At 68.5% G+C, this 24,339-nt stretch carries 21 protein-coding genes; 9 read left to right on the top strand and 12 right to left on the bottom strand.

The window, feature by feature from the left end; translation table 11 throughout:
- Positions 1 to 75: 75 nt before the first annotated feature.
- The 4 genes from NE358_RS00685 to NE358_RS00700 all read right to left on the bottom strand — a co-directional run bounded on the left by NE358_RS00685 (position 76) and on the right by NE358_RS00700 (position 6,265).
- Positions 76 to 444, bottom strand: a complete 369-nt coding sequence (locus NE358_RS00685) for a PLD nuclease N-terminal domain-containing protein (protein ID WP_289940444.1) — start codon at positions 442 to 444, stop codon at positions 76 to 78.
- A 133-nt stretch (positions 445 to 577) separates the two neighbouring features.
- A complete protein-coding gene (locus NE358_RS00690) occupies positions 578 to 2,962 on the bottom strand; it encodes a P-loop ATPase, Sll1717 family (protein ID WP_289940446.1) in 2,385 nt (794 codons plus the stop codon).
- Positions 2,963 to 3,222: 260 nt separating this feature from the next.
- Positions 3,223 to 5,304 (bottom strand): APC family permease, encoded by a 2,082-nt coding sequence (locus NE358_RS00695; RefSeq protein ID WP_499318143.1) that lies wholly within the window; start codon positions 5,302 to 5,304, stop codon positions 3,223 to 3,225.
- A gap of 112 nt (positions 5,305 to 5,416) precedes the next feature.
- Positions 5,417 to 6,265, bottom strand: coding sequence for a serine hydrolase domain-containing protein (locus tag NE358_RS00700; protein ID WP_289940451.1), 849 nt, complete (start codon positions 6,263 to 6,265; stop codon positions 5,417 to 5,419).
- Positions 6,266 to 6,309: 44 nt separating this feature from the next.
- On the opposite strand from NE358_RS00700, the gene NE358_RS00705 reads away from it, so the two are divergent.
- A complete protein-coding gene (locus tag NE358_RS00705) occupies positions 6,310 to 7,398 on the top strand; it encodes a VanZ family protein (protein WP_289940454.1) in 1,089 nt (362 codons plus the stop codon).
- A 7-nt stretch (positions 7,399 to 7,405) separates the two neighbouring features.
- Here the strand turns inward: NE358_RS00705 and NE358_RS00710 are convergent, their stop codons facing one another.
- Positions 7,406 to 7,990, bottom strand: coding sequence for a GNAT family N-acetyltransferase (locus NE358_RS00710; RefSeq protein ID WP_103207055.1), 585 nt, complete (start codon positions 7,988 to 7,990; stop codon positions 7,406 to 7,408).
- 262 nt (positions 7,991 to 8,252) lie between these two features.
- Between NE358_RS00710 and NE358_RS00715 the strand changes: the two genes are divergently transcribed.
- The 3 genes from NE358_RS00715 to NE358_RS00725 all read left to right on the top strand — a co-directional run bounded on the left by NE358_RS00715 (position 8,253) and on the right by NE358_RS00725 (position 10,234).
- A complete protein-coding gene (locus NE358_RS00715; RefSeq protein ID WP_103207054.1) occupies positions 8,253 to 8,801 on the top strand; it encodes a hypothetical protein in 549 nt (182 codons plus the stop codon).
- Positions 8,802 to 8,870: 69 nt separating this feature from the next.
- Entirely contained in the window at positions 8,871 to 9,623 is a 753-nt protein-coding gene (locus NE358_RS00720) for a YcnI family copper-binding membrane protein (protein WP_141376898.1), read from the top strand.
- A 2-nt stretch (positions 9,624 to 9,625) separates the two neighbouring features.
- Positions 9,626 to 10,234 carry a copper resistance CopC family protein gene (locus NE358_RS00725; RefSeq protein WP_289940466.1) on the top strand — a complete coding sequence of 203 codons (609 nt, stop codon included), beginning with the start codon at positions 9,626 to 9,628 and terminating at the stop codon, positions 10,232 to 10,234.
- 142 nt (positions 10,235 to 10,376) lie between these two features.
- On the opposite strand, the gene ypfJ is transcribed toward NE358_RS00725, so the two are convergent.
- Positions 10,377 to 11,252 (bottom strand): KPN_02809 family neutral zinc metallopeptidase, encoded by an 876-nt coding sequence (gene ypfJ, locus NE358_RS00730; RefSeq protein ID WP_141376892.1) that lies wholly within the window; start codon positions 11,250 to 11,252, stop codon positions 10,377 to 10,379.
- Positions 11,253 to 11,557: 305 nt separating this feature from the next.
- On the opposite strand from ypfJ, the gene NE358_RS00735 reads away from it, so the two are divergent.
- Positions 11,558 to 13,081 carry a fibronectin type III domain-containing protein gene (locus NE358_RS00735; RefSeq protein ID WP_289940470.1) on the top strand — a complete coding sequence of 508 codons (1,524 nt, stop codon included), beginning with the start codon at positions 11,558 to 11,560 and terminating at the stop codon, positions 13,079 to 13,081.
- Positions 13,082 to 13,205: 124 nt separating this feature from the next.
- On the opposite strand, the gene NE358_RS00740 is transcribed toward NE358_RS00735, so the two are convergent.
- The gene (locus NE358_RS00740) at positions 13,206 to 14,420 is read right to left on the bottom strand and encodes an amidohydrolase (RefSeq protein WP_289940472.1); all 1,215 of its coding nucleotides are present in this window, start codon (positions 14,418 to 14,420) and stop codon (positions 13,206 to 13,208) included.
- Positions 14,421 to 14,625: 205 nt separating this feature from the next.
- Between NE358_RS00740 and NE358_RS00745 the strand changes: the two genes are divergently transcribed.
- Both NE358_RS00745 and NE358_RS00750 read left to right on the top strand, forming a co-directional pair.
- Entirely contained in the window at positions 14,626 to 15,819 is a 1,194-nt protein-coding gene (locus NE358_RS00745; RefSeq protein WP_289940474.1) for an NAD(P)/FAD-dependent oxidoreductase, read from the top strand.
- A gap of 138 nt (positions 15,820 to 15,957) precedes the next feature.
- On the top strand, positions 15,958 to 17,205 hold the full coding sequence (locus NE358_RS00750; protein ID WP_141378409.1) for a DUF4190 domain-containing protein: 1,248 nt from the start codon (positions 15,958 to 15,960) through the stop codon (positions 17,203 to 17,205).
- A gap of 174 nt (positions 17,206 to 17,379) precedes the next feature.
- Here NE358_RS00750 and NE358_RS00755 read toward each other — a convergent pair whose 3' ends face one another.
- The 4 genes from NE358_RS00755 to NE358_RS00770 form a co-directional block, all read right to left on the bottom strand.
- Positions 17,380 to 17,595: a hypothetical protein gene (locus NE358_RS00755; RefSeq protein WP_289940481.1), complete on the bottom strand. Its 216-nt coding sequence runs from the start codon at positions 17,593 to 17,595 to the stop codon at positions 17,380 to 17,382.
- A 100-nt stretch (positions 17,596 to 17,695) separates the two neighbouring features.
- Positions 17,696 to 18,583 carry a cutinase family protein gene (locus NE358_RS00760; RefSeq protein WP_499318147.1) on the bottom strand — a complete coding sequence of 296 codons (888 nt, stop codon included), beginning with the start codon at positions 18,581 to 18,583 and terminating at the stop codon, positions 17,696 to 17,698.
- Between the two features lie 202 nt (positions 18,584 to 18,785).
- Positions 18,786 to 19,787, bottom strand: coding sequence for a LacI family DNA-binding transcriptional regulator (locus tag NE358_RS00765; protein ID WP_141378406.1), 1,002 nt, complete (start codon positions 19,785 to 19,787; stop codon positions 18,786 to 18,788).
- Between the two features lie 41 nt (positions 19,788 to 19,828).
- Complete coding sequence (locus NE358_RS00770) at positions 19,829 to 21,508, bottom strand: glycoside hydrolase family 13 protein (RefSeq protein ID WP_289940487.1); 1,680 nt, start codon at positions 21,506 to 21,508, stop codon at positions 19,829 to 19,831.
- Between the two features lie 343 nt (positions 21,509 to 21,851).
- Between NE358_RS00770 and NE358_RS00775 the strand changes: the two genes are divergently transcribed.
- Entirely contained in the window at positions 21,852 to 22,376 is a 525-nt protein-coding gene (locus NE358_RS00775) for an adenine phosphoribosyltransferase (RefSeq protein WP_103207036.1), read from the top strand.
- Positions 22,377 to 22,506: 130 nt separating this feature from the next.
- On the opposite strand, the gene NE358_RS00780 is transcribed toward NE358_RS00775, so the two are convergent.
- A complete protein-coding gene (locus NE358_RS00780; RefSeq protein WP_289940490.1) occupies positions 22,507 to 23,727 on the bottom strand; it encodes an FAD-dependent oxidoreductase in 1,221 nt (406 codons plus the stop codon).
- A gap of 66 nt (positions 23,728 to 23,793) precedes the next feature.
- On the opposite strand from NE358_RS00780, the gene NE358_RS00785 reads away from it, so the two are divergent.
- Positions 23,794 to 24,309, top strand: coding sequence for a MarR family winged helix-turn-helix transcriptional regulator (locus NE358_RS00785; RefSeq protein WP_103207034.1), 516 nt, complete (start codon positions 23,794 to 23,796; stop codon positions 24,307 to 24,309).
- Positions 24,310 to 24,339 lie beyond the last annotated feature (30 nt).

The following is a 24,339-nucleotide window of genomic DNA, read 5'->3' on the forward strand; positions in this document are numbered from 1 at the left end:
CCGGGTGTTTTGGACACTCAACAGGGGTGGGCCGCGGGGAGCGGGCCGCGGGGAGGGGGCAGCGCGGCGTGAGCGTTATGGCTGAGCGCCGCCCTCGGCGCGGCGGCGGCGCACCTGCTCCTCGAGGTCGGCGAGGCGCATCTCGCGCTCGAGGTCGGCGATCTGTTGCTCGGTGGTGCGGGTCTCGCGAGCAGCGGCCGGCGGGGGAGCGGGGTCGGTGTCCTTCTGCCAGCGCCGCGGGTCGCCGAAGGACATCGGCGTCGCTCGCGTCTCATACTCCCGGCCGAGGGCGAACCACAGGATCGACCCGATCAGCGGCAGCAGCACGATGAAGATGATCCACGCGAATTTCGGCAGGTGCTTCACCTGGTCTTCGCGCCGGGTGATGACATCGACGAGGGCGACCACCATCACCACGAGGGTCAGCAGGGCGAGTACTGGCATGGCATCCACCCTGTCGGAGACGTCCGTCGGCGTCCACCGATCTGCCGCGATCGGGCCTGATCCCTGAGGCAGGCCCCGTCGGTGAGGATAAACCCGCTCTAGCGAAGTGCAAAAGATGCTAACGGCCGCGGACTCAGTTGGGGGAGAGCACTTCAGATCCATGAGAAGCAGAAGTGCCGTCGTGGAGGTCATCGTCCCTTATCTCGAGGTGATGCCGAAACGCGGGGTGAACACGGAAGCGGATAGGTGTGGCTTGACGCTCCGCAAAGCGCCGCGCGAGACGTAGTTGACGCTTGGCATTAGTTCGTCCCTCGACGTGCCTAAACTCGCCGGGCGCTACCTCCACCCCGAGGAATGATGTTCGCATTAGCCAATTAATGACGGCCCCTGCGTCAGTCGCTGGCGAAAGCACCTCATTCACCTCGTCCTCGGTCATCGTGGCACCAACTCCGGCGAACTCGTACAAAATTTCCTCCAGATCAAACTCTTCTGCATCGCTTTCTACAATCAATGCGTCGAAAGCGAACTTAGAGTACTGCCCCTCTGCAAAGAGAACATCAGACGCTTCAATCGTTCGATGCCTACGATTGATAGCGGTAGTCAGAGCCGAGTTGGCTAAATAGATGATGTCCCTAGGGCGAGGGAGTGTGCGCCAGAGCACATAGTCGCGCATCGGCGCGCCTCTGACCTCAGTTGCAAACAAGTCATCCCACAGGTCTTTTTCGGCGTGAGGGGCTTTGGCGCTCTTCATGGCAGAGTAGCGCTCTTCCAATACCCTGGATAGGAGTTCTTCATCTTGCCAATGAACCGCAAGGACGCGTATTTTATCTGGCTCGCGTGCCACGTTTGCGACTCGGTCGAATATGTCGGCGCGCAGGAAGACGGTCAGAGACAGGCGGACACCTTGGTCCGTGGCGTTCGCGGGTCGTTGGAATTCGCGCTCCAGGCTCCCCACCGTAGTGAGAAGAGCAAGAATAAATCGGGCCATTACTGCGTAATCGGCGCCGTTTTCCCATGCTTTATCAAGATTGTCGATGAGAACCGCAACGCGATTGTAAATTTGCGTTGCGCCTAACGTGAGACGGCGCAGGTCGCCCAGCCTATGCGATCGAAGTTCGCGCGCGATGAATTCTCGGTCTTGCTCCCCGGGGCGGCGGTTTTTCTCCTGTAGTCGTGCCACTGCGGATTCTAGTCGAGCCGACATGTCGTCTGTGGGGGAGATTCCAAGCGAGTCTAGCTCCTCCGAAAGCGCGTTCGTCGCGTCGTCGGCGCCCGCTGCCTTATTGCGACCGCCGTTGTACCGTACTGCGTGGCAGGCGATCTCCGTATATAGGAGGAAGGACCAGAGGGCGTGAAGTACATAGTCTGAATCCGCGCCAATGTTTCTGGCTACGGCGATCAAGTCCGCAAGTTCGTACCCAGACGGCTTGACCGATACTACGAGGTTCCGCCGGTCCTTCCTCAGATCATCCACCGCCTGCAGCATTGTGGCGGTCTTGCCAGTGCCTTTCCTTCCCACGAATATCTTCGCGTCGCCGCGCATGATGCTCGCGAACTCGCTGGTGTTGATGAAGTAGTCGCTTAGTTCTTCTCTTTCATACTCCGCGACGTACTGTCCGAAACTGGAGATGGGCAATTCGACGTCAAGGACAAGGCGCCCCAATCTTTTCCTGCCGCCAGACGAGGTCGGCAGCGTATTCAGCCATTCGCCGACATGGTCGGTTAGCTTTGCAGACGTCGGGTACACGTAGAGCATGTCCCGGTAGTCGAGTGGGGCTTTGAAACCGCTCTCTGCCACGATCAGTGTCGGAATTTCCAGCCCGTGGGCGAGGCCCGCTAAAAAGCTTGCCCGAGCGTTATGCTCCAACGCTTTCACGCGGTTCGGGGCGAGAAGGTGAAATACTGCCGCAGAAGACCGATATATCTCCTTAGCGTAGAATGCCAGCGGCGCGAGCCCTAAATCATCCTCACTGCCGAGCAGTTTGAGGTCCGAGCGGCGTTCTAGGAAGCGTTCCAGGCTGGTAGCCGCTTGAAACTTAATGGGGAGCGCTGGGGCGAAGATAGCATCCGCTTCCTTGGGTTTGCCTCCGGCTAGAAGTCCGTCAAGTAGTCCGGGTCTTTTTGTTGAGTTATTGGAAAACCACTGGGAGACCAATGTCTGAACGGAGCCCCCGTAGTCGACTCGACCAATCGATCCAAGGAGTGAGATCTCGCTCCAAAGGCGTGTGGCCGTTGCGTCCGTCTCATCCATTAGCAGGAACAAGTGCTTGTCTCGTCCGAGGGCATAGCCAGCTTCGAACAGCACGTTGCTATTCATGCTGCTCACCTCAGCGAAAACGTGCGATGATTCGTCGATCTTCCGACAAATCTCTTCTATGAGAATTTGTCCCGCGATGCTCATGTTTTCCCACGATTCTGCGCGAACCTTGCGACTCCGCAGGCTCTCAACGGCGTCCCGCATGGTCTCCGCTCGCAGAGCCGATTCGCTGCCATAAGCGACGAAGATATCGTTGTTCATTCGAAGAGCTTCCCACGAAATACCGCGGAAGAAGGTAGAGAGGCGCCATCCGCGCCGTCGGCCAGATCATGGCTCGGCGCGAGGCCTCTGCCCGCGATCACTATCAGTGGCCTGCACGGAAGCTCTCCCGGCTTGCGACGCGACATGGCGGTGCAGTTCCACCGTGGCGCCTCACCCTCCCCGCGGCGTGCTCTGGACAGTCGACGGGGCAGCGAGAACACCGACGCCCCCACCACGAAGGTGGGGGCGTCGGGCCAGACTCAGGATGCCGAACCGGGCGGGGTCTTCTTCGGGCGGTGGGCCGTGACCTCGGCCACCGGCTGTCCACCGCGCTGCTGTCCGGGCAGGGGGCGCGAGCGGCGACCGTAGATGACCTCGGACGAATCCAGCAGCCACGGGACGAGCGTGATCGAGACGCCGTGCACCAGCATGAGCTGGTGCGCGAGGCGGCGCGAGCGGCGGTTGTGCAGGATCGACTCCCACCAGTGGCCGACGATGAACTGCGGCAGGTACACGGTCACCACGGCCGAGCCGTTGTTCTCGCGGTACTTCTTTATGAACGTCGACACCGGCGAGGTGTACGTGCGATACGGGGAGTCGATGATCACCAGGGGGATGGGCATGTCGTGCTCGGCCCACTCCTTCTGCAGCTTCGCCGCATCTTCGTCGGTGATGGCGACGTGGACCGCGAGCGTCTTCTGGTGGTTGGCGGCCAGTGCGTAGTCGATCGCCTTCATGACGGGCTTCTGCAGGCGGTTCACCAGCACGATCGCCACGTCTCCCGACGAGCCGAAGTGCACGGTCTCGTCCATGCGGATCTCGTGCTCGACGTCGCGGTAGTAGCGGTTCACGCCGATCATCAGCACCGCGAGGATCGGGATCGCGATGAACACCAGCCACGCGCCGTGCGTGAACTTCGTGATCGTGACGATGAGCAGCACCAGCACGGTCATCGCCGCGCCGACGGAGTTGATCCACAGGCCCGAGATCGCCGAGCGGCGCTCGATCGCGGCCGACTGCTGCTTCGCCGCCTCGGGCGGCAGGTCCTTCAACCCGCGCAGCGCGCGGCGCCAGTGCTTGACCATGCCGATCTGCCCGAGCGAGAACGAGACGAAGACGCCGATGATGTAGAGCTGGATCAGCGTCGTGAGGTTGGCCTGGTAGACGATCAGCACGCCGATGGCGACGATGCCCAGGATGATCATGCCGTTCGAGTAGACCAGCCGGTCGCCGCGGGTGTTCAGCGCCTTGGGGGCGTAGCCGTCGCGGGCGAGCACGGCGCCGAGCAGCGGGAAGCCGTTGAAGGCGGTGTTGGCGGCGAGCAGCAGCACGCACGCCGTGGCGGCTTGGATGATGAAGAACGGGATGCTGTTCATGCCGAAGGTCGCGGCGGCGACCTGGGCCATGAGGCTCGGTTGCGGGTTGTTCGCACAGTCGAAGCCGATGAGGTGGCAGGGGTTCTCGGCGTAGTGCACGCCCGAGATGAGGGCCAGCATCGTCAGGCCCGCGAACAGCACGATGGCGATGCCGCCCATCAGGGTCAGCGTCGTCTGGGCGTTGCGGATCTTCGGCATGCGGAAGGCGGGCACGCCGTTCGACACGGCCTCGACGCCGGTCAAGGCGGAGCAGCCGCTCGAGAACGCGCGCAGCACCAACAGGATCAGCGCCGCTTGCGTCAACGATTCCGCCTGCACGCCGTAGTCCGCGCTCGAGGCGTGCGGCGCGTCTCCGAGCAGTGTGCGCGCGAGGCCCACGACGATCATCACGCCGACCGACCCGATGAACAGGTAGGTCGGGATGGCGAAGACGCTCGACGCCTCGCGCACGCCGCGCAGGTTCACGATCACGATGAGGATGACGAAACCGACGGCGATCTCGACGCGGAACGGATTCAACTCCGGCAGGGCCGAGATGATGTTGTCGACTCCGGATGCCACCGACACGGCGACCGTGAGCACGTAGTCGACCAGGAGCGCCGCGGCCACGATCACGCCCGGCACCTCGCCCAGGTTCTTGCTCGCCACCTCGTAGTCGCCGCCGCCCGAGGGGTAGGCCTTGATGAGCTGCCGGTAGCTCAACACGACCACGACGAGCAGCGTCACCACGGCGACGGCGACCCATGGACTCAGGGTCAGCAGGGCCGTTCCGCCGATCAGCAGGATCATCAGCAGCTCCTGTGGCGCATAGGCCACGGAGGACAGCGCGTCGGAGGCGAAGATCGGCAGCGCCATCTTCTTCGGGAGGAGCTGCTCGTCGAGTTTCTCGGAGGTGAGGGGCTCGCCGATCAGGATGCGTTTCGCGATCGGCGTCTCTTCGCCGTCAACGCGACTTTCGTCAGTCACGGCGCGCGACACTACGCGCACTGGAGGCCATGCGCAATCTGACGCGCACGCTGTTCAATGCATGGTCGCCAGACCGTGACCTAGCGGCGCATTCTCGCAATGCGAGAAACGCTCACTTCGCGGCCCTATTCCCGATGAATTCCGCGACCGCGTCAGCGCCCTCATGATCGTGCGCGGTCACCGTGACGACGGCATCGCCGGTGAAGACGACGAGCTGCCCGTGGGCACCGTGCAGGCGCCAGGCGTCGCCCGGTCCGTCCCATCCCGCGAGGGCGTAGCGGCGGTACCCGGCGCCGGGGCTGCCGGTGTCGACCCACCCCGAGTGCATGGCATCCACGATCCCCTCCGAGACCACCCGATGGCCGTCGATGACGCCGCCGTCGCGGATGAGCAGACCGAGACGCGCCAGCTCGGCGGTGCGCAGCTCGAGGCCCTCGCCGCCGAGGACGCGACCGTTCGGGCAGCGGCGCCACGACACATCGGTCCATCCCATCGGGGCGAACAGGCGCGGGCGCAGGAAGTCCTCGATGTCGCCGGTCCGCTGCGACAACGCGGCCATCGCCGTATAGGTGCTGGCGTTCGAGTATTGGAACACCCGGCCGCTCGAGGGGCGAGACAAGAACTCCGCGGCGAGATCGGGCCAGTCGGTCATCATCGTCTCGGACCAGGGCAGATCGATGCCGCTCGACATCGAGAGCAGCTCTCGCAGAGTGACAGGCGTTGCGGCGGGAAGCATCGAGCGAACCGGGTCGTCGAGCGACACGAGCCCCTCGTCGGCGGCGATTCCGGCGGCCAGCACCGCGACGGCCTTCGCGACGGAGTGGATCTCTTCCCGCACATCCGGCGTCCACCGGTGCATCGCGACGTCGTCGCCCACGCGCGCGTGCACGCCGTGCGCGGCGAAGCCGGTGTCGTCGATACGAGCGACGAGCGCGTCTCGAAGGGCGGCGGCGCGGGTCATGCGCCCAGGCTACGGGCCCGAGCGATTCTGCCTAGGCTCTCGGGGTGGACAACATCGTGGGCTCGGGCGTTCTCGCTGTCGTCGCGGGTGCCGTGGTCGCGATCCTCGCCTTCGTGCCGTTCGTCGCGGTCAGCTATCGGCGTCGCGGTCGGCTCACGGTGTGGCGCTCGCTCCTGTGGGCGGGGGCGGCCGTGTACTTCTGGGCGATCTGGACGTACACGCTCATCCCCCTGCCCGACTCCGAGGTCTACCGCTGCGCGGGCGTGAACCTGCACCCCTTCGCGTTCGTCGACGAGGTCCGCGCGGCCGTCGCCGCCTCGGGCCGGTACCTGACCGACCCCGTCGTTCTGCAGGTGGCGCTGAACGTGCTGCTGTTCGCCCCGCTCGGCTTCTTCTTACGGGTGCTCGGGGGTCGCGGCATCCTGATCGCGGGTCTCGTCGGCTTCGCGACCTCGGGGATCATCGAGACGACGCAGCTGACGGGCGTCTGGGGTCTGTTCCCCTGCGCCTACCGCGTCTTCGATGTCGACGATCTCATCTCGAACACCAGCGGCGCTCTGATCGGGTCGTTCCTCGCGTTCGTCGTCCCGGCGCAGCACCGGGGTGTGGAGAGAGCTGCGGATGCCGACACCCCGCGCCCCGTGACGCGTCGCCGCCGTCTGCTGGGACTTGTGTGCGACGTCGTGGGCGTCTGGCTGGTGGGCTTCGCCGTGGCCGTGGTGGTGCAGGCCGCGCTCGTGCTGCTTCTCGGTGAGACGTCGTCGTTCTCGACCGACCGCGTCGCGTCGGTGGCGGGGACGATCGCTTCGGCGGGGCTGTGGCTCGGCGTGATCCTGGCGACGGGTCGCTCGATCGGTGACCTCGCCACGCGTGTGCGGTTCACGAACGGCGTCCTGCCGGCGTGGGTCGCGCGACCCCTGCGCTTCGCGACCGGGGCCGGGTCGTACGCGATCCTCGCCGGGCTGCCGGCACCGTGGTCGCTCCTCGCCGTTCTCCTGGCGCTGACGACCGCGGCGCTCCTGCTCGTGTGGCCCGATGGTCGTGGGCTCACGGGGTGGATCGGGCGCCGCCGCCTGGTCGACGACCGCGCGGGAGTGGTCAGTCCGACGGTGGATCGAGGCTCGCGCGTCTAGGGCGCCGTCAGCCCGCGCGGAACTCCTCGGCCAGCACGCCCATCAGCACCTCGTCATGGAAACGCCCGCCGTGGAACGCCACCGCGCGCCGCACGCCCTCACGGACGAATCCGGCCTTCTCGTAAGCCCGGATGGCACGGTCGTTGAAGGCCCAGACGCGCAGCTCGACCTTGTGCACCCCGAGCTCGTCGAACCCGTACCGCAGCAGGGTGCGAGTGGCATCCGGGCCGTATCCGCGTCCGACCGCGTCGGGGCCGAGGATGATCGCGAACGTCGCGATGCGCGCGGGCAGGGCGGCTCCCCACAGCGTCGCGTGACCGATGAGCCGACCGGTCTCGTCATCGATGCTGAAGCCCGCGCCGCCCGGGGAGTCGTTGCGGCTCCACGCCTGGAACATCTCGCGGACGGATGCCGTGGGGCGCAGGCTCACGCTGTTCTGTTGCAGCACGGCGCTGTCGCTGCGCTGCCACCAGTCGACGAGCGGGTCGAGGTCGGCGTCGGTCAGCGCGCGTAACCGCACGCGCTCGCCGCGCAGGATGTCGGAGCCGTACGCCAGGGCGGAGTCGGTGTCGTGGATCGCGTCATCGGCCATGGCCCGACGTTACCGAAGGGGTCCGACACGGGACCACCAGGCCTCGGCCTTGTGCCCACGGGCGGGGCCGTCGACCGATATCCGGCGCGTCGAATGAACGCCCCGCGGTTGTGCTCGCGCCCCCCGCGATCGTATGCGCGGTCCCGCGGGTGTCTCGACGGCGGAACACTCCTCGTCACCCTCCGCGGGCCCGCCACCTAGGCTGGACCCGGAGGATTCGATGTCGTCGAGAGCAGGGCGCGCGCAGCGGACGGGGCGCGGCATGGCCGCAGCCGCGGTCGCGACGTTCGTGGCGACCCTCTCGCACTCGGCCGTATCGGCCGAGCGACCGCCTCTCGGAAACATCGTGCTGGCCTTGTGCCTGGCCGCTCCCGTGTGCGTCCTGCTCGCGGGGCGTGCGATGTCCTGGGTGCGCCTGTCGCTCGCGGTCGTGCTGAGCCAAGCGCTTTTCCACGCGTTGCTCGTGCTCGACCTCCAGGGCGGATTCGTCCCGGCCGGTCACCACGCCGCGGCATCCGTCCTCAGCGCCACCGGAGCGCACAGCGCGTCGGCACACGCCTCGGAGTCACCGTGGATGTGGGCTGCGCACGCCGTCGCCGCTCTCGTGACGGTCGTCGCCCTCGGTCGGGGGGAGCGCGCGGTACAGGTCATCGCGCGGTTCTTCGTCGCGGTGCTGTCGGCGCTACGACCCTTCCGGGGGCTTCCCCCGCGGCCGGATGCCGTCGTCTCGGCGCCCGCGCCGGTGCTGCTGACCACGACGATGACGGTGCTGTCGTCGATGAGGCACCGGGGTCCGCCGCTCGCGGCCTGATCCCCACCCCTCATCCTTCGCGCGTGAAAAACGCCGATTCGGCGTGCGCACCTCTCAGAAAGCAGCACCATGTCTCGAAAGACCACTCTCCGCCGTGCCCTCGCCGGCCTCGCCGCCGGTGCGGCCCTGGCGATCGCCGTTCCGCTCGCGGCTTCGGCCCACGTCACCGTGAACCCCAACACGGCCACCCCGGGCAGCTACGCCACGGTCAACTTCCGCGTTCCCACCGAGTCCGAGACGGCCTCCACCGTCAAGCTCGAGGTCACTCTGCCCACCGACACCCCGCTGACCTCGGTGCTCGTCGAGCCCGTCCCGGGGTGGACCGCCACCGTCGAGAAGGGGGCGCTGCCCGCTCCCGTCGAGGTCGACGGCAACACCGTCTCGGACGGCCCGCTCAAGATCGTCTGGCAGGCCGACCCCGGCGTGGGTATCGGACAGGACCAGTTCCAGATCTTCTCGGCGGTGCTCGGGCCCATCCCCGACACCGGGCACCTCGTGCTCCCCGCCGTGCAGACCTACTCCGACGGCTCGGTCGTCGACTGGACGAACACCCCCGAGCAGGTCGCGGCTGACGACACGCTCGAGCCCGCCCCGGTGCTCTACATCAACGACACCCCGCCCGCGAGCGGGCACGGCGGACACAGCGGCCACGGCAGCGCTTCGGCCGCGCCGACGATGGACGACCACTCGATGGAGGCCTCGTCCCAGACCGGCGACTCCTCGGGTCTGTCGCTGGGCCTCAGCATCGCGGCTCTCGTGATCGCGGTCGTCGGCGCCCTGCTCGGCGCCTTCGCGGTGTCGCGTCGCCCGAAGCGCAGCTGAGTATGGTCACCCGGAACGCTCTGCGCCGGGCCCTGGTCGGGGCGGTGGTCGTCGCTGCGGCGATGACCGCCGCCCTCGGCGGGGCGACGGCTGCCTCGGCCCACGACAGTCTCGTCTCGTCGACGCCCGCGGAGGGCGAGAGCGTCTCGTCGCTGTCGGAGGTCGCACTCGGTTTCAGCGCCAACCTGCTCGGTTACGACGGCGGCAACATCGTCATCGTGGTCGGCCCCGACGGCAAGCACTACGAGAGCGAGTGCGTGGCTCTCGCCGGCCCCACCCTGACCCTCCCGGTCGCCCTGGGGGCACCCGGCGCGTACACGGTGGAGTGGCGCGCGGTCTCGTCCGACGGACACCCCGTCTCGGGCGAGATCCCGTTCACGTACACCGGCGAGAACACCTCGGCCGGAGCGGATTCCTCGCCGTGCGCGAGCGCCCAGGGCGCGGCTCCCGCCGAGACCCCGGTGGCAGCGCCCTCGACCTCGGGCGGCGTGTCCGGCCTGACGGTGGGCCTGCTGATCGGAGGCGGAGCGATCGTGCTGGTCGGTGTGATCGTCGTCGTGATCCTCAGCCGTCGCCCGCGCGAGGACCAGGAGCCGTCCGACAAGGAGTGATTCCGGATGCCACGACCCGGCGCCTCCGCCCCACCCTCCGTTTCGCGGAGTCCGGGCCGGGCGCGCCGGGTTTCGGCATCCGGAGGCGGGGTGTGGACCGCCGAGTCCGCGGGACGACCGCTGCTCGCGCCGCGCGACGGGCTTACAGGCTCCCGCCGGGCACCGAGAACGTGTCGCAGGCGTTGACGCCGCCCTGGCGGCCTTCGTCGAACCAGCGCGTGCGCTGCTCGCTCGAGCCGTGCGTGAAGCTGTCGGGGTTGGAGATCTGGCCCGCTTCGGTCTGGATGTGGTCATCGCCGACGGCCGAAGCGGCGGACAGGGCGTCGAGGATCTGCTGGTCGGTGGGCGGCTGCAGGTACGGGGTGCCGTTCTCGTCCACCTGCTCGCTCGCCGCGGCAACCCAGGCGCCCGCGTAGCAATCGGCCTGCAGCTCAGTGCGCACGCCGTTGCTGTCGGCGCCCGTGCCGTTGTTCGGGTGCTGCTGCATCACGCCGGTGAGGCTCTGCACGTGGTGGCCGTACTCGTGGGCGAGCACGTAGAGCTGAGCGAGGGGCCCCGCTGTGGTGTCGTACTGCTCTCGCAGGATCGAGAAGAAGGTCGGATCGACGAACACCGTCTCGTCCGGCGGGCAGTAGAACGGACCGGTCGCGTTCGAGGCGGTACCGCACGAGCTCCCCGTCTGTCCGTCGACGATGACCAACTGCGGTTTGCGGTACCCGTCGAGGCGCTCGGCCCAGAACTGGTCGATGTCGAGCGAGGCCGCAGCGAGACGACAGGAGTCGTTTTCGTTTGCATCCTGACCCGTCTCGCAGCTCGCGATCCGCTCGCCGCCGCTGCCGGGGGCCGCAGCGCCCCCGCCCGAGCCGAGCAGGCCCGTCAGGTCGGTGCCGGTGAACATCGAGATGAGCAGCACGACCACCGCGCCGAGGCCCACGGCCCCGCCGCCCACGGCCGCCACGGTTCCGCCCCGGCGCTTGGCCGAGTTGCCGCCCACGCGGGCATTGTCGTTGAACGTCACGGCCGTCAGGCTACGCGCGGGGTCGGCGTGCTTGGAGGGGCTGGACTTCCAGCGAGCGAATCGTCGAGCCGCGTGCCCGAAAGCCCGTGTAAGTCCGTGTAAGTCCGTGTAAGTCCGTTTTGACCCGTTTCGCTCCATATCATACAGTTCGAAGAGTCATCCGTGAGCGCGCGAGGCGCGGAGCCAGGCGCAGGTCTTGCCCCTCTGGCCGACAGCGATTCCGCGCGAGCGCCATTCCCACGAACCAGAAAGGCCCCATGCGTTACAACCCATCACGGCCCCGTCTCCTTGGCGCAGTAGCAGCCGTGCTGCTGGTGATCGGCGGACCCGCCGCTGCCGCATCGGCTGCCCCCAACTCGTCGCATTGGCCTGACCAGATCTCGATCCCCGACGCCTACGGGATGGCATTCAGTCAGGACGGTTCGACGCTGTACGTCGCGCAGCGCGAGGTTGGTGTGGCCGCGGCGTCGTCGTCGGGCGATGTTTACCAGATCATCAAATCGTCGGACGACTTCATGGCCGTCGCCACCGAGGCGAATGGCGACCTTCTCCTCACCCTCGACAGCGACCCCAACATTTACCGCGTCAACATGACGGAGCTAAACCGAAATCCCGAGGCGGGCAAGGGCCCCATGTGGAAATTGCTGCTGGCCGACGTCGTCTATACCTCCACTTCCAGCTCCTCTCTCAACTCGCTTGCGGCGGCGCCCGACGGCACGATCTATTACTCGACATCTCAGGACAACCAGATCAACGTCCTCCGCGACGGCGTTTCGACGCCCTTGCTCACCTCATCGGCAGGCTCGCCGTTCAACGGCTTCTCGCTGCTCTCCGACGGCGGGTTGGGCGCGCTGGACCGAGAAGGAGTCATCTACGAGGTCTCTGCGGCGCAACTCGCCTCGGGCTCGGTTGAGCCCTCCGCCCTCAAGATCCTCACGACGGGTGTGAGCGACTACGGCTTCGCCGCTTTCGACGGCGACACGTTCTACGACGTCTCAGGCACGAAACGGACCTTCCAGGGCGCCCCTGCCGACGTCCCCGATGCGCCGACCGGACTCACGGCGACGACGGGTGATGGCGAGGTCACGCTGCGCTGGAAGGCCCCCGAGAACGACGGCGGCGCGGACGTGACCGAGTACACGGTCCTCGCTTACAACCGCAGCGATGACGAATTCGAGCGTGTCGCGTCGACGACGACTACCACCGCGAGGGTAACGGGGCTCAAGAACGGAACCCCTACCCAGTTCGTCGTCAGAGCCTCGAACAGAGTCGGTAAGAGCGACTTCTCCCGCAGCCTCACCGCAACCCCGTTCGCGCTGGACGTGGTTTACACGACCGGCGGGGCGACCCTCGCATCGGACGGCACGGTCGAAGCGGGGTACTCCGTGACCGCGACCGGGAGCGCCCTGCCGCCCGGCGCAGCCCTGAGTCTCGTGCTGCACTCCACTCCGGTCACCCTCGCCACCGGGGTGGTCGGCAGCGGCGGCACGTTCACGCTCACCGGCACCGTCCCCTCGGACACGGTCGCGGGAGCACACACTCTCATCCTGACGGTCGCGCCCGCGGGAGATGACGCCCGCTCGGTGGAACAGCCCATCACCGTCATCAACGCGACCCAGACTCCCTCGCAAACGGTGAACCCGTCCCAGGGCACGTCGTCGGCAACACCGGGTACGCCACCCTCCGCTGTCAGCCCGGCGAGTGCCGCGGGGCGCCTCGCGGCCACGGGAACGGATGACCCGGAGCCCGCGCTTGCCGCCGCTGCGTTCCTTGTCGCCCTGGGCATCGCGTTCTCCGTCCTCAGCCGCGTGCGCGAGCGCCGCGCCTGAGGGTCGGCGACAGAAAAAACGCCCACCGCGAGACGGCACCCCCCGGGGGGTGCCGTCTCGTCGTCTCTCACCTACCTTCGGAGCGGGCCGGCGAAGCCGGCCCGCTCCGAAGGTCGAAGCGCGTTCAGCCCAGGAACTCCCGCGCCGCGACCACCAGGTTCTCGACCCCGCGGTCGATCGTCGGCTGCATGACCGGCGCGAAGTACGGGGAGTGGTTCGTCGGGATGTCCCGCTCGATCGTGCCGCCTGCGAACGCCTTCTGGAACGTTTCGGGGTCGACCCCGCCCCAGAACCAGAACACCAGGGGAGCGCCGGACTCGCGGGCGAACCACGACACGTCCTCGCTGCCGGTGAACATGCCCGGGTCGACGACCGAGCCCTCACCGAACGATCGCCGGAACGCGTCGGTGAGCCGGGCCGTGGCATCCGCGTCGTTGATGGTCGGCGGCAGGGTGTGATCGGTCGTGATGGTCGGCGTCTGCTCCGCGCCCGAGGCCTCCGCCTCGGCGCGGATGATGCGCTCGACCTTGGTCATGACCCGTTCGCGCGCGGCGTCGTCGGGGTAGCGCAGGCTGAGCTCGAGCTTCGCCTCGGCGGGGATGATGTTGTTTTTCAGGCCGGCGTGGATCGAGCCGACGGTGACGACGGCGACGTCGCGCGGGTCGACCTCGCGCGAGACGACGGTCTGCAGGCGCATGACGGTGGCGGCCGCCATCACGACCGGGTCGATCGTGGAGTGCGGGCGCGAGCCGTGCCCGCCGCGGCCGTGGAGCACGACGGTGAGACCGTCGGATGCCGCCATCTGGGTGCCCGGACGCACGCCGATCATTCCGGTGGGAAGGGGCGTGACGTGCTGGCCGAGCACGATGTCGGGCTTCGGGAACCGCTCCAGCACGCCGTCGGCGATCATCGCCTTCGACCCCGCGCCGTACTCCTCGGCGGGTTGGAAGACCGCGACGACGGTGCCCGACCACTCCTCGCGCGTGGCGACGAGGCGCTCGAGGGCGCCGATGAGTGCGGTGACGTGCATGTCGTGGCCGCACGCGTGCATGACGGGAACAGCGTTGCCGGCGGGGTCGGTGCCGCGCGCGGTGCTGGCGTAGGCGAGGCCCGTCTGCTCCTCGACGGGCAGGCCGTCCATGTCGGCGCGCAGCCACACGACGGGACCGTCGCCGTTGACGATGCTCGTGACGAGGCCGGTGCGGCCCACTCCCTCTTCGATCTCGAGCCCCAGGTCCGCGAGATGCCGGGCGATGACACCCGCCGTCCGCGTCTCTTGGAACGACAGCTCCGGGTGGGCGTGCAGGTCGGTGTAGAGGCTTTCGAGGTCGACGCTCATGTGTCCGAGCCTAGTTCTCCCCGCCCGCGCGCGGTCGGGCTCCTCCTCGTCGAGTGTCCAGAAAACGCCGTACCGAGCGGCGCGCTGACGGAGTGTCGTGGACACTCGACGAGAGAGCGGCGGCACGCCCGCCGCATCGCTACCGGATGCCGGGGACACCCGCAACCCATCCGCTCCGGTCAGGTCGAGCGGTCACGCTTTCGCCATGACCACCACACACTTCGACTACCTCATCGTCGGCGGCGGAATGGTCGCCGACACCGCCGCCCGTGGCATCCGCGAGATCGACGCCGACGGCTCGATCGGCATCCTGAGCGACGACGTCGACGAGCCCTACACGCGCCCCGCCCTGAGCAAGAAGCTGTGGACCGACGAAGAGTTCACGTGGGACAAGGTGCCCCTCGGCACCTCCGACGACACGGGCGCCGATATCCGGCTGCAGACGCGCGCCACGGCGATCCGCCCGGACGCGCACGAAGTGGATGCCGACGGCGACACGTTCTCGTACGGCAAACTCCTCATCGCCACCGGCGGCAAGCCCGTGCCCCTGCCCGTCGAAGACCACTCGAACGGCGAGCGGGCGCTGACCTTCCGCACCGCCGAGGATTACCGACACCTCCGAGCCCTCGCGAAGGACCTCGACCGCATCGCCGTCGTCGGCGGCGGTTATATCGGCTCCGAGCTCGCCGCCGCCCTCGTGCAGAACGGCGTCGAGACGGTGCTCATCCACACGGGTTCGGTGCTCGGCGATGCGGTGTTCCCGGCCTCGCTGGCAGAGCGCTTCGAGAAGCTCTTCCGCGACGCCGGGGTCGAGATCGTCTCGGGCTCCAAAGTCGCAGGAGGAGAAGTGGATGCCACGGGCGCCCGCCTCGAACTCGAGAACGGCGATGAGGTGAGCGCGGACGCCGTCGTGAGCGGCCTCGGCATCGAAGTGGCCGTCGACCTGGCCGAGAAGGCGGGTCTTCAGGTCGACGACGGCGTGCACGTCGATGCGCAGCTGCGCACATCGGCCGACGACGTCTACGCTGCGGGCGACGTCGCGAGCTACCCCGACCGTCTGCTCGGGCGCCGTCGCGTCGAGCACGTCGACAACGCGAACGAGCAGGGCGCGGCCGCCGGTCGCAATCTCGCGGGCGCGGCCGAGCCCTACACGCACACCCCCTATTACTACTCGGCGGTCTTCGGCACCCGGTACGAGGCGATCGGCACGCTCGACTCCTCGCTCGAGACGGTCGAGGACTGGATCGACACCGACCGCGGGGTCGTCTACTACCTCGACGACGACCGCGTCGTCGGCGTCCTGCTGTGGAACGTGGAGGAGGCTCGGGATGCCGCCCGCGCGGTCCTCGCCGAGGCGGACACCCTGACGCGCGACGATCTCGTCGGTCGCATCCGCTGATCCGGCGGGCGGGCGGGAGGCGAGACCCCTCGTTCGCTCCCGCCCTGCTGCGGACGATCCGGTCGTGCGGACCGCGCCGCAGGACTAACCTGGACGCGCGCTGAGTGTCTTCAGCCCGTGATCCCCCAGGAGCATCCGATGGCCACCGCCGAACTTCGCCTCTCCGTCCCCGTCGACTCCGCACGAGACGCGGTCGGCTACGCGCTCGCCGAACAGGGCTTCACGGCCCAGCCCACGGCATCCGGATCCCTCGACGTGTCGCGCGGGAGCATGGGCACCACCCTGGTCGCCGGGGCGTTCGCGGGACAGGACATGCACGTCCGTTTCGACGTGCACTTCTCGGAGATCCCCGAGGGGACTCTCGCGTCGTTCGAGCACTCCACTCTGGGCGGCTTCTTCAAGGGCGGGGCGATCGGCGCCGCAAAGGTCGGCGATGTCGTGCGCGATGCAGCTCACCGTGCGGGCGCTCGGCTGGCCGAGCAGGGCGTGCTGGTCGGGGGTGTGCCTGCTTCCCCTTCCGGCGCGGGCGACGCGCAGCAGCCGGCCGCGACCGACAGCACGTGGGCGCCTCCGGTGCCGCCCGCTCCTCCCGGCTACCCCGGCGCGGCTTCTGCGGGCGACGGCGGAGCCGCTCCGGCTGACGGCGCTCCCGTCGGCGGCGCTCACACGGTCGCGCCCGCGTACGGCTCGTCGCCCTATGGCACCGTGCCGGCCGCATCGGATCGCACCAACGGCATCTCGATCCTCGCGATCATCCTCGGTTTCGTCTTCCCCATCGGCGGCATCATCGCCGGTGCGGTCGCCCTCGCCCAGATCAAGCGCACGGGCGAGAAGGGGCGCGGCCTCGCGATCACCGGCATCGTGGCGGGCGCGGTCATCAGCGTCCTGACGATCCTCGCCGTCATCGGCCTGTTGATCTTCTCGTTCACCGTCGGTTCGAAGGCGTCCTCCGCCGACCCGTTCGATGTCCCCACGTTCCCGCAGGACGGTGGCGTCACCGTCGGCCCCAGCGAGGCTGCTCCGGGCGACGAGGACACCTTCACCCTGCCCGTCGGGGTCTGCCTCGACGACGTCCCGAGCGGATTCATCAGCTCGTCCAACATCGTCGAGTGCGGCACCGCGCACACCTACGAGGTGTTCAGCAGCTTCCTGCTGACCGAGGGCTCCTTCCCCGGCGACGACGCCATCGCCTCGGCCGCCGAGACGGGCTGCGAGTCGGCGTTCCCGTCGTTCGTCGGCATTCCGTACGACCAATCCGCTTTGAACTACCAGTACGTCGCCCCCACCGAGGGCACCTGGGCCGACGGTGACCGCGAGATCTCGTGCCTGCTCTTCGACCCCGCCGTCCAGGAGACGACCGGGTCACTGGCAGGTTCGGCGCGCTGAGGCCAGGCGGAGGGTCGGAGCGCGAGCCGTCTCATGTGAATCGGTGGGATTCGGTCTTCGTGCGATGCACCCCGGGCCCGTTCGGGTCGGGAGGGCGACGACACGATAGATGACGGAGGGGGCCAGCTTCTCGCTGGCCCCCTCCGCCTGTCGATGTCCCGGGCGATGAAAGACTCAGCCTCCCGACGACGTCTGGCCCAGTGCCGCGGTGAGCAGCGCCGCTACGAGGGCGAGCATGAGGCCGACGAGGACGAATGCAGCGATCCGAGTGATCCTCGCGGCCCCGTGGTGACGATTGGCATCCAGCAGGATGGCGGCGCCGCCGAGAACGGGTACCGCGAAGAACGCGGCGATTGCGCTGATGCTGGCCGCATCGATGAGGTCTCCCACCGTCCGCATCATTCCCATGATGGAGACTCCGGTGGCGAGCACGACGACCCACGCGACAGCAGCAACCGGCAGAAGAAACCAGACGCCGTAGCGCGTGAACTTACCCGATGTCGAGGACGACGTTGTTGATGTAATTGGTTGCTGCATTGACCCACGCTCCGTACTGCCCATGAATGTTCCACCCGGTTGCGATCTGGTTCTGACAGGCGGCGTCCCCGTACAGACAGTACTCGCGCACGTGTTGGCGGGTTCCCATCGACTGCGTGTCGGCGTTCCACCCGTACGAGGTCATACCGTTCAACGCATTCTGGATGGCGTCCGTTCGCGTCTGCGAGAACATGCCGCTTCCCCCCGGGTTCAAACCAGGAGCATTGATCGGCTGGTTCGCGCGATAGCTGGGGTCTCCCAACAGAACCGCGGCCTGGACGCGGCTCCTGATGCTCTGGCTCACTTGGCCGAGTGCGGTCCCGATGACGTCGGCACCCTGGGAGTAGCCGATCAGGGTGACGGAAGGCGGCCGTGCGCAGGACGCGTAGTACTGGAGCTCCGCCTTCAACGCCGCGACGCCCGCGTTTCGGCTGTTGATGTAGGCACCGCTGGAGTCGATCGGGTTGACCGTCGCCGTCGCCGGGTAGTTCAAGGACACGCGATACATGCCCTGCAGGGCGTCGGGGGCGTTGGTGTCGACACCGTTGGCGATGGATGTGACGAAGTCGCCCATGCCGCCACTGCGCCAGACGCGGCCGCCGGGGCCAGGGTTCGAACCGGCGGGGGCCCCCGTGCCTCGCACACCGATCATCACCATCCATGCGTCACACGGGTTGGAAGGCGGAAGGGCCTGCGCGGGAGTTGCGGCGGCTCCGCCTCCTACGATGATGGCCACGGCCGCAGCGAACGCTGCTCCTCGTCGCTTCCAGCTGCCTCGATCGCGTGCGCGCCCGCTGGCGCGCCCCCCATCGCGTGAGGTCGAACGGGTGAAGTTGTACATGGTGCCCCCTTTGGATGAATTCCTTGAGGCGAACATAGTTACGAACGAGTGATTCTTTATGTAGGTACTTCGGGGGACATTGGTTCTATGAGGCTGAGCCTCGAGTTCACCCATCGCGTCAACGTGGACTGAATGGTCGTGGCTGATGGCGGGCGGACAGAAGGACCATGGCCGCCCCTGTCTTGTCGTCCCGACTGGTGCCTCAGCGCGCCATCGCCGCCGTCGAGCCGCGGTCGACCAGCTCGAAGGGCAACGTGCCGAGGCCCCGGCCGGGCTCGGCGCCGTCGAGGGCGGCGAGCACCGCCTCGGCCGCACGTCCTCCCTGACCCCGTGCGAACTGATCGACGGTGGTGAGGGAGAACCACCGGCCGAGCTCGTGTCCGTCCACACCGACGATCGACACGTCCTCGGGGACGCGCAGGCCGAGTTCGCGCGCGGCGAGGATCGCCCCGATCGCCATCTCGTCCGAGGCGGCGAAGAGCGCGGTCGGCGGGTTCGCGGCGGTCAGGGCGCGGGTCGCCGCGGCGGAGCCACCCTCGATCGTGAAGTCTGCCGGCTCCACCACGGCGTCGGTGATACCCGCTGCCGCCAGCTGCTCCACGAAGCCTCGACGTCGCAGGCCCGGCACGGTCGAACCCGCGGCGGTCGCGGCATCCGCTCCGATGTGCACGAGATGCCGGTGACCGAGCGCGAGCAGGTGATCCGTCGCCAGGCGTCCCACGGCGAGATCGTCGACCGTCAGGGTCGTCAGGAGCGGGTTGGGCCCGGCGATCGCGACGATCGGAACGCCCAGCCCGCGCAGGGACGCCGATTCCTCGGCATCCAGTTCGAGGGCGATCGTGATGACCGCGTCGATGCGGCGGCGGCGCAGGTGGTCGTCGAAGACGCGGTGACGCTCGACCGGGTCGCCGCTGACGCTGTAGAGCGTGATGTCGTAGCCCTCGCGCACGAGAGCATCGGAGATGCCCGCGAGCACCGTGCTGAAGAACCAGCGGTCGAGGAACGGCACGACCACGCCCACCGCCCGCGCCCGTCCGGTCGCCAGGCTCGACGCGGCCGCCGAGACGACGTACCCGAGCTCCTCCGCCGCTACGAGCACGCGCTCACGGGTGGCGGTCGAGACCGGCCCGCGCCCGCTCAACGCGCGCGAGACCGTGGCCGTCGACACCCCCGCCGCGCGGGCGACGTCATCGATACCGACCACGGTCTCGTGCTTCCGGGTGAACGCGTTCGGGATGCCGCGGCTCAGGCCGCCGCGATCCAGACGGTCGTGTCGGTCGGCAGGCGATCGCCGTCGAGGGGGCCGCTCGCGATGAGCACCTCGCCCGCGGGCAGGTCGACAGGTCCGTCGCCGAGGTTGGCCACCACCAGCAGCGAGCCGTTGCGGAAGGCCACCACGTCGTCGCCGTACTCGTCGAGCCACTCCAGGTGGCCCGCGCCGAGGCCCCGCTCGCGACGCTCGGCGAGCAGCGACCGGTAGAGGGTCAGCGTCGAGGCCGGATCGTCGACCTGCACATCGTGCGCGAGCTCGGCCCACTCGGCGGGCTGGGGCAGCCACGACGCGCCCGTGGTGTTGAAGCCGTAGGCGGGAGCGTCCGCGGTCCACGGGATGGGTACGCGGCAGCCGTCGCGGCCGTAGCGCTCACCGTTCGTGCGGAACCACGTGGGATCCTGACGCGCGTCGTCGGGGAGGTCGATGACCTCGGGCAGGCCCAGCTCCTCGCCCTGGTACAGGTACGACGAACCGGGGAGAGCCAGCATCAGCGACGTCGCCGCGCGGGCGCGGCGGAGGCCCTTCACCGGATCGGGCTGACCCGGGGACTTCGGGCCGATTCCCGCGCCCTGGGGGTTCTCGGCGGTCAGCGCGAGGCGCGAGGCGTGGCGCACGACGTCGTGGTTCGACAGGACCCAGGTGCTCGGGGCGCCGACGGCGGCATACTCTTTCAGCGACTCCGAGATGACATCGCGGAGGGCGGCGGCATCCCACTTCGTCTCGAGGTAGTGGAAGTTGAACGCCTGGTGCATCTCGTCGGGACGTACCCAGAGAGCCGTCTGCTCGATGGTCGGCAGCCACGCCTCGGCGCACAGGGCGCGGTCGCCGTCGTACGCGGCGAGCACCTCGTGCCACTCGCGCCACACGTCGTGCACGCCGGGCTGACCCCAGTACGGCACCTCTTCGGCGTCGCCGCCCATCGAGCCGCCCTCGGGGTCGGGCGTGAAGTCGGGCAGGCCCTCGGCCTTGATGAGGCCGTGGGCGACGTCGACGCGGAAACCGTCGACCCCGCGGTCGAGCCAGAAGCGCAGGATGTCGCGGAACTCCGCACGCACCTCGTCGTTGGTCCAGTCGAAGTCGGGCTGGCTCTCGTCGAAGATGTGCAGGTACCACTGGCCCGGAGTGCCGTCGGCCTCGGTGATGCGCTTCCACATGCCGCCGCCGAACACGCTCTCCCAGTTGTTCGGGGGCAGTTCGCCGTTCTCGCCCTTGCCATCGCGGAAGATGTACCGCGCCCGCTCGGGGCTGCCGGGAGCGGCCTTCAGCGCCTCCTGGAACCAGACGTGCTGGTCGCTGGAGTGGTTCGGGACGAGGTCGACGATGACCCGGATGCCACGCTCGTGCGCACCCGCGAGCATCTCGTCGAAGTCGGCGAGGGTGCCGAAGATCGGGTCGACGTCGCGGTAGTCGGCGACGTCGTAGCCCGCGTCCTTCTGCGGTGAGGTCTGGAAGGGGCTGAGCCAGATGGCATCCACCCCCAGCTCTTTCAGGTCGTCGAGGTGCGCGGTGACGCCGGGCAGATCGCCGAGGCCGTCGCCCGATGCATCGGCGAAGGAGCGGGGGTAGATCTGGTAGATGACGGCGGTGTGCCACCACTCGGAGCCGGGCGCGGAGACGAGGTCGGCCTGCGCCTCTTCCTGCGTGAAAGTCATGGTGTCCACGTTAGTGCAAGCGCTTGCATCGTGGTCAAGTGGGCGGCGGGTGAATCGCGGCGGGCGTAGCGAGGTGGGGTGGGTGGTGTCGGCCGGGGTGCGAGCGGTCCGCGCCTCGGGGTGTGAACGCTCCTTGAGTGTCCAAAACACCCGGACAAATTTTCGAAGTGTCCGGGTGTCTTGGACACTCGATGCGTCGGGCGAGCGCCCACCGTGAGCCCGCCCGTCCGCGCCCGCCGTGAGCCCGCCGGTCCGCGCCCGCCGTGAGCCCGCCCGTCCGCGCCCGCCGTGCGCCTGCCGCCCGCGAGCCCCGCCCCGCGGGCGCCGCGATTAGGCTGGGTCGGTGCCCGACGCCTCCGCCCTCGCCCGTGCTGAATCGCTCATCACGAGCATCCCCGACTACCCCAAGCCCGGGATCGTGTTCCGCGACATCACGCCGCTGCTCGCCGACGCCGCGGCGCTGCGGGTCGTGGTCGACGCGCTGATCGCGCCGTTCGCCGGACGCTTCGACGCCGTCGCCGGGGTCGAGGCCCGCGGCTTCCTGCTCGCGGGGGCGGCGGCCATCGCCGCCGACGTGGGGCTCATGCCGATCCGCAAAGCCGGCAAGCTGCCCCGGCCCGCGGCGAGCGTCTCGTACGACCTCGAGTACGGCTCGGCGCGGATCGAGATGCACGATGACGCCGCAGCCGGTGCTCGCGTGCTGCTGCTCGACGACGTTCTCGCCACCGGTGGCACGCTCGGCGCGGGCCGCGAACTGCTCGAGGCCGTGGGTAGCGAGGTCATCGGCATCGCGACGCTGCTCGAGATCGACGGCCTGGGCGGCCGCGAGGCGCTCGGCGGCGACCTGCACTCGGTCTTCCACGTCTGACGCGCGTCGACCACCCCATGCCGCGCTCCGGGTGATCCGGCTGCGATAACCGCGCGCCGCGAGGCGGCGGGAGAGTGGATGCCGGGATCTTTCGGAGTCCGGCACGCCGCTGCCCCGCCGCGACGACGTTCTACGTGTGGTCGCTCGACGCTCGCAGCGCCGGCAGCTCCCGGTCGGTGTCGGCGACCTGCGTCAGTTTCGCCGTGAAATGCGAGAGGGGCGGTGCGGTCATGACCTTCATGAGCACGCCCCGTGCGGCGAGCCCGAGCCGCGAATGCGGGTACGCGAGCTTGAGCATCCCGCGCGGAAAACCCTGGATCTCGTCGACCAGCGGCCGCATCCACGCATCGAACGAGGCGAGCGCCTCGTCGAGCCGGTCGCGGTCGGGGCGCCCCTCGACCTGCGAGAGGGAGGCCGCCAACACGTACCCGCCGATGAGTGCCAAAGACGCCCCGCCCCCGCCCATCGGTGTCACGCACCACGCCGCGTCGCCGATGACGCACACGCGTCCGCGGTGCCATCCCGGCATCCGGATCTGCGTGAGTTCGTCGATGTACACGTCGTCGGAGGAGTCGAAGCCGTCGAGCACGCGCTCCGCCTGCCACCCGGCGTCGGCATAACGCTCGCGCAGCACGCGCAGGGCTTCGTCGCGGTCGCGCCCGACCAGGTCGTCCTCGCCCGCGTACGACAGGATCGCGCGGATGGTGCCGTAGGGGTCGGGGCGCAGGTGCACCTGGCGTCCGCCGACCGCGTTGTACCAGCGCCACCGGTCGTCGTCGCCGTCGGCCCGGGGGATCGTTCCGAAGGCCATCGTGATGCCGAGGGGATCGGCATCCACCTCCGATTCCGCGAAGAGCAGGTCGCGCGTGGCTGAGCGCACGCCCTCGGCCACGATGAGGAGGTCGGCCTCGAGGCGCTCGCCGTCGGTCGTGACGACGACGATCCGGTCGGCCCGCGACTCGTCGACCTCGGTCACGGTCGCGCCGTAGACGAAACGCACGCCCTTCGGGAGGGACTCGAGAACGGCGCGCGCGAAGTCTCCGCGCAACACTTCGAGTTCGGCCGTGGCACCGTCGGGCCCGTCCGAAGGAAGCTCGGCGATGACCTTGTCATCGGCGTCGACGATCACGGTGCCGGTCTCGGTGGTGTTCTTCGCGCGGATCGCGTCGGTCAGGCCCATGCGTTCGAGGACCTCGCGCGCGACCCCTCGCACGTCGACGTTCTGCCCGCCGTCGCGAAAGGCCGGGGCCCTCTCGACGACGGTGACGTCCCACCCGATCGTGCGCAGCCACCAGGCGGTGGACAGTCCGGCGATGCTGGCGCCGGTGATGAGGGCGTGCGGTGCGGTCATGGCGGTCTCCTCGGGGGTCGGTGCATATAGCTTTACGGCAAAGTCGCTTGACTGTAAAGTCATTGCATGACCTCCGTGAACGCGCTCTCCACGTCCTGGTCCGACGACGAGGTCGGGGTGATGCACGGTCTTCGCGACTGGGCGATGGCATCCGACGAACTCAATCGGCACCTGTCGACCTGGATGGGTCTTCCCGTCTCGGATGCCGAGGCGCTCGGCCAGATCGTGTGGGCCGCGCAATCCGGCAGCCCGGTGTCGCCCGCTCTGCTCGCACGACAGATGGGCATGACCTCGGGCGCGGTGTCGGTGCTCATCGACCGGCTCGAGCGCGCGGGGTACGTCACGCGCCACCGCGAAGGCGACGACCGCCGTCGCGTGGTCGTGCGCCCCACCGCCACCGCCCTCGAGGGGACCGAGCGCTTCCTCGGCTTCGCCGGCGCCGAGGTCGCCGCCGCCGTCCGCGAGACACCGGAGGCCGAGCTGCGCGTGATCCGCGCCTTTCTCGGGCGTATGACGCAGGCGGCGTCGGCTGCGAACACCCGACTTCGCGACGCACCCGCGTCGACCAGAATCGACGCGTGACCATCAGCCCGGGACCCCGGCGCCGAGGAA

The organism is Sphingomonas sp. G5 (assembly GCF_052660795.1).

What these genes read in the sequence shown, in the direction of transcription:
- NE358_RS00760 (WP_499318147.1), bottom strand. Translation starts at nt 18,583, where the DNA reads ATGTACAACTTCACCCGTTCGACCTCACGCGATGGGGGGCGCGCCAGC.
- NE358_RS00715 (WP_103207054.1), top strand. Translation starts at nt 8,253, where the DNA reads ATGGCCGCAGCCGCGGTCGCGACGTTCGTGGCGACCCTCTCGCACTCG.
- NE358_RS00710 (WP_103207055.1), bottom strand. Translation starts at nt 7,990, where the DNA reads ATGGCCGATGACGCGATCCACGACACCGACTCCGCCCTGGCGTACGGC.
- NE358_RS00750 (WP_141378409.1), top strand. Translation starts at nt 15,958, where the DNA reads ATGGCCACCGCCGAACTTCGCCTCTCCGTCCCCGTCGACTCCGCACGA.
- NE358_RS00780 (WP_289940490.1), bottom strand. Translation starts at nt 23,727, where the DNA reads ATGACCGCACCGCACGCCCTCATCACCGGCGCCAGCATCGCCGGACTG.
- NE358_RS00745 (WP_289940474.1), top strand. Translation starts at nt 14,626, where the DNA reads ATGACCACCACACACTTCGACTACCTCATCGTCGGCGGCGGAATGGTC.
- NE358_RS00740 (WP_289940472.1), bottom strand. Translation starts at nt 14,420, where the DNA reads ATGAGCGTCGACCTCGAAAGCCTCTACACCGACCTGCACGCCCACCCG.
- NE358_RS00685 (WP_289940444.1), bottom strand. Translation starts at nt 444, where the DNA reads ATGCCAGTACTCGCCCTGCTGACCCTCGTGGTGATGGTGGTCGCCCTC.
- NE358_RS00785 (WP_103207034.1), top strand. Translation starts at nt 23,794, where the DNA reads ATGACCTCCGTGAACGCGCTCTCCACGTCCTGGTCCGACGACGAGGTC.
- NE358_RS00720 (WP_141376898.1), top strand. Translation starts at nt 8,871, where the DNA reads ATGTCTCGAAAGACCACTCTCCGCCGTGCCCTCGCCGGCCTCGCCGCC.
- NE358_RS00700 (WP_289940451.1), bottom strand. Translation starts at nt 6,265, where the DNA reads ATGACCCGCGCCGCCGCCCTTCGAGACGCGCTCGTCGCTCGTATCGAC.
- NE358_RS00770 (WP_289940487.1), bottom strand. Translation starts at nt 21,508, where the DNA reads ATGACTTTCACGCAGGAAGAGGCGCAGGCCGACCTCGTCTCCGCGCCC.
- NE358_RS00725 (WP_289940466.1), top strand. Translation starts at nt 9,626, where the DNA reads ATGGTCACCCGGAACGCTCTGCGCCGGGCCCTGGTCGGGGCGGTGGTC.
- NE358_RS00690 (WP_289940446.1), bottom strand. Translation starts at nt 2,962, where the DNA reads ATGAACAACGATATCTTCGTCGCTTATGGCAGCGAATCGGCTCTGCGA.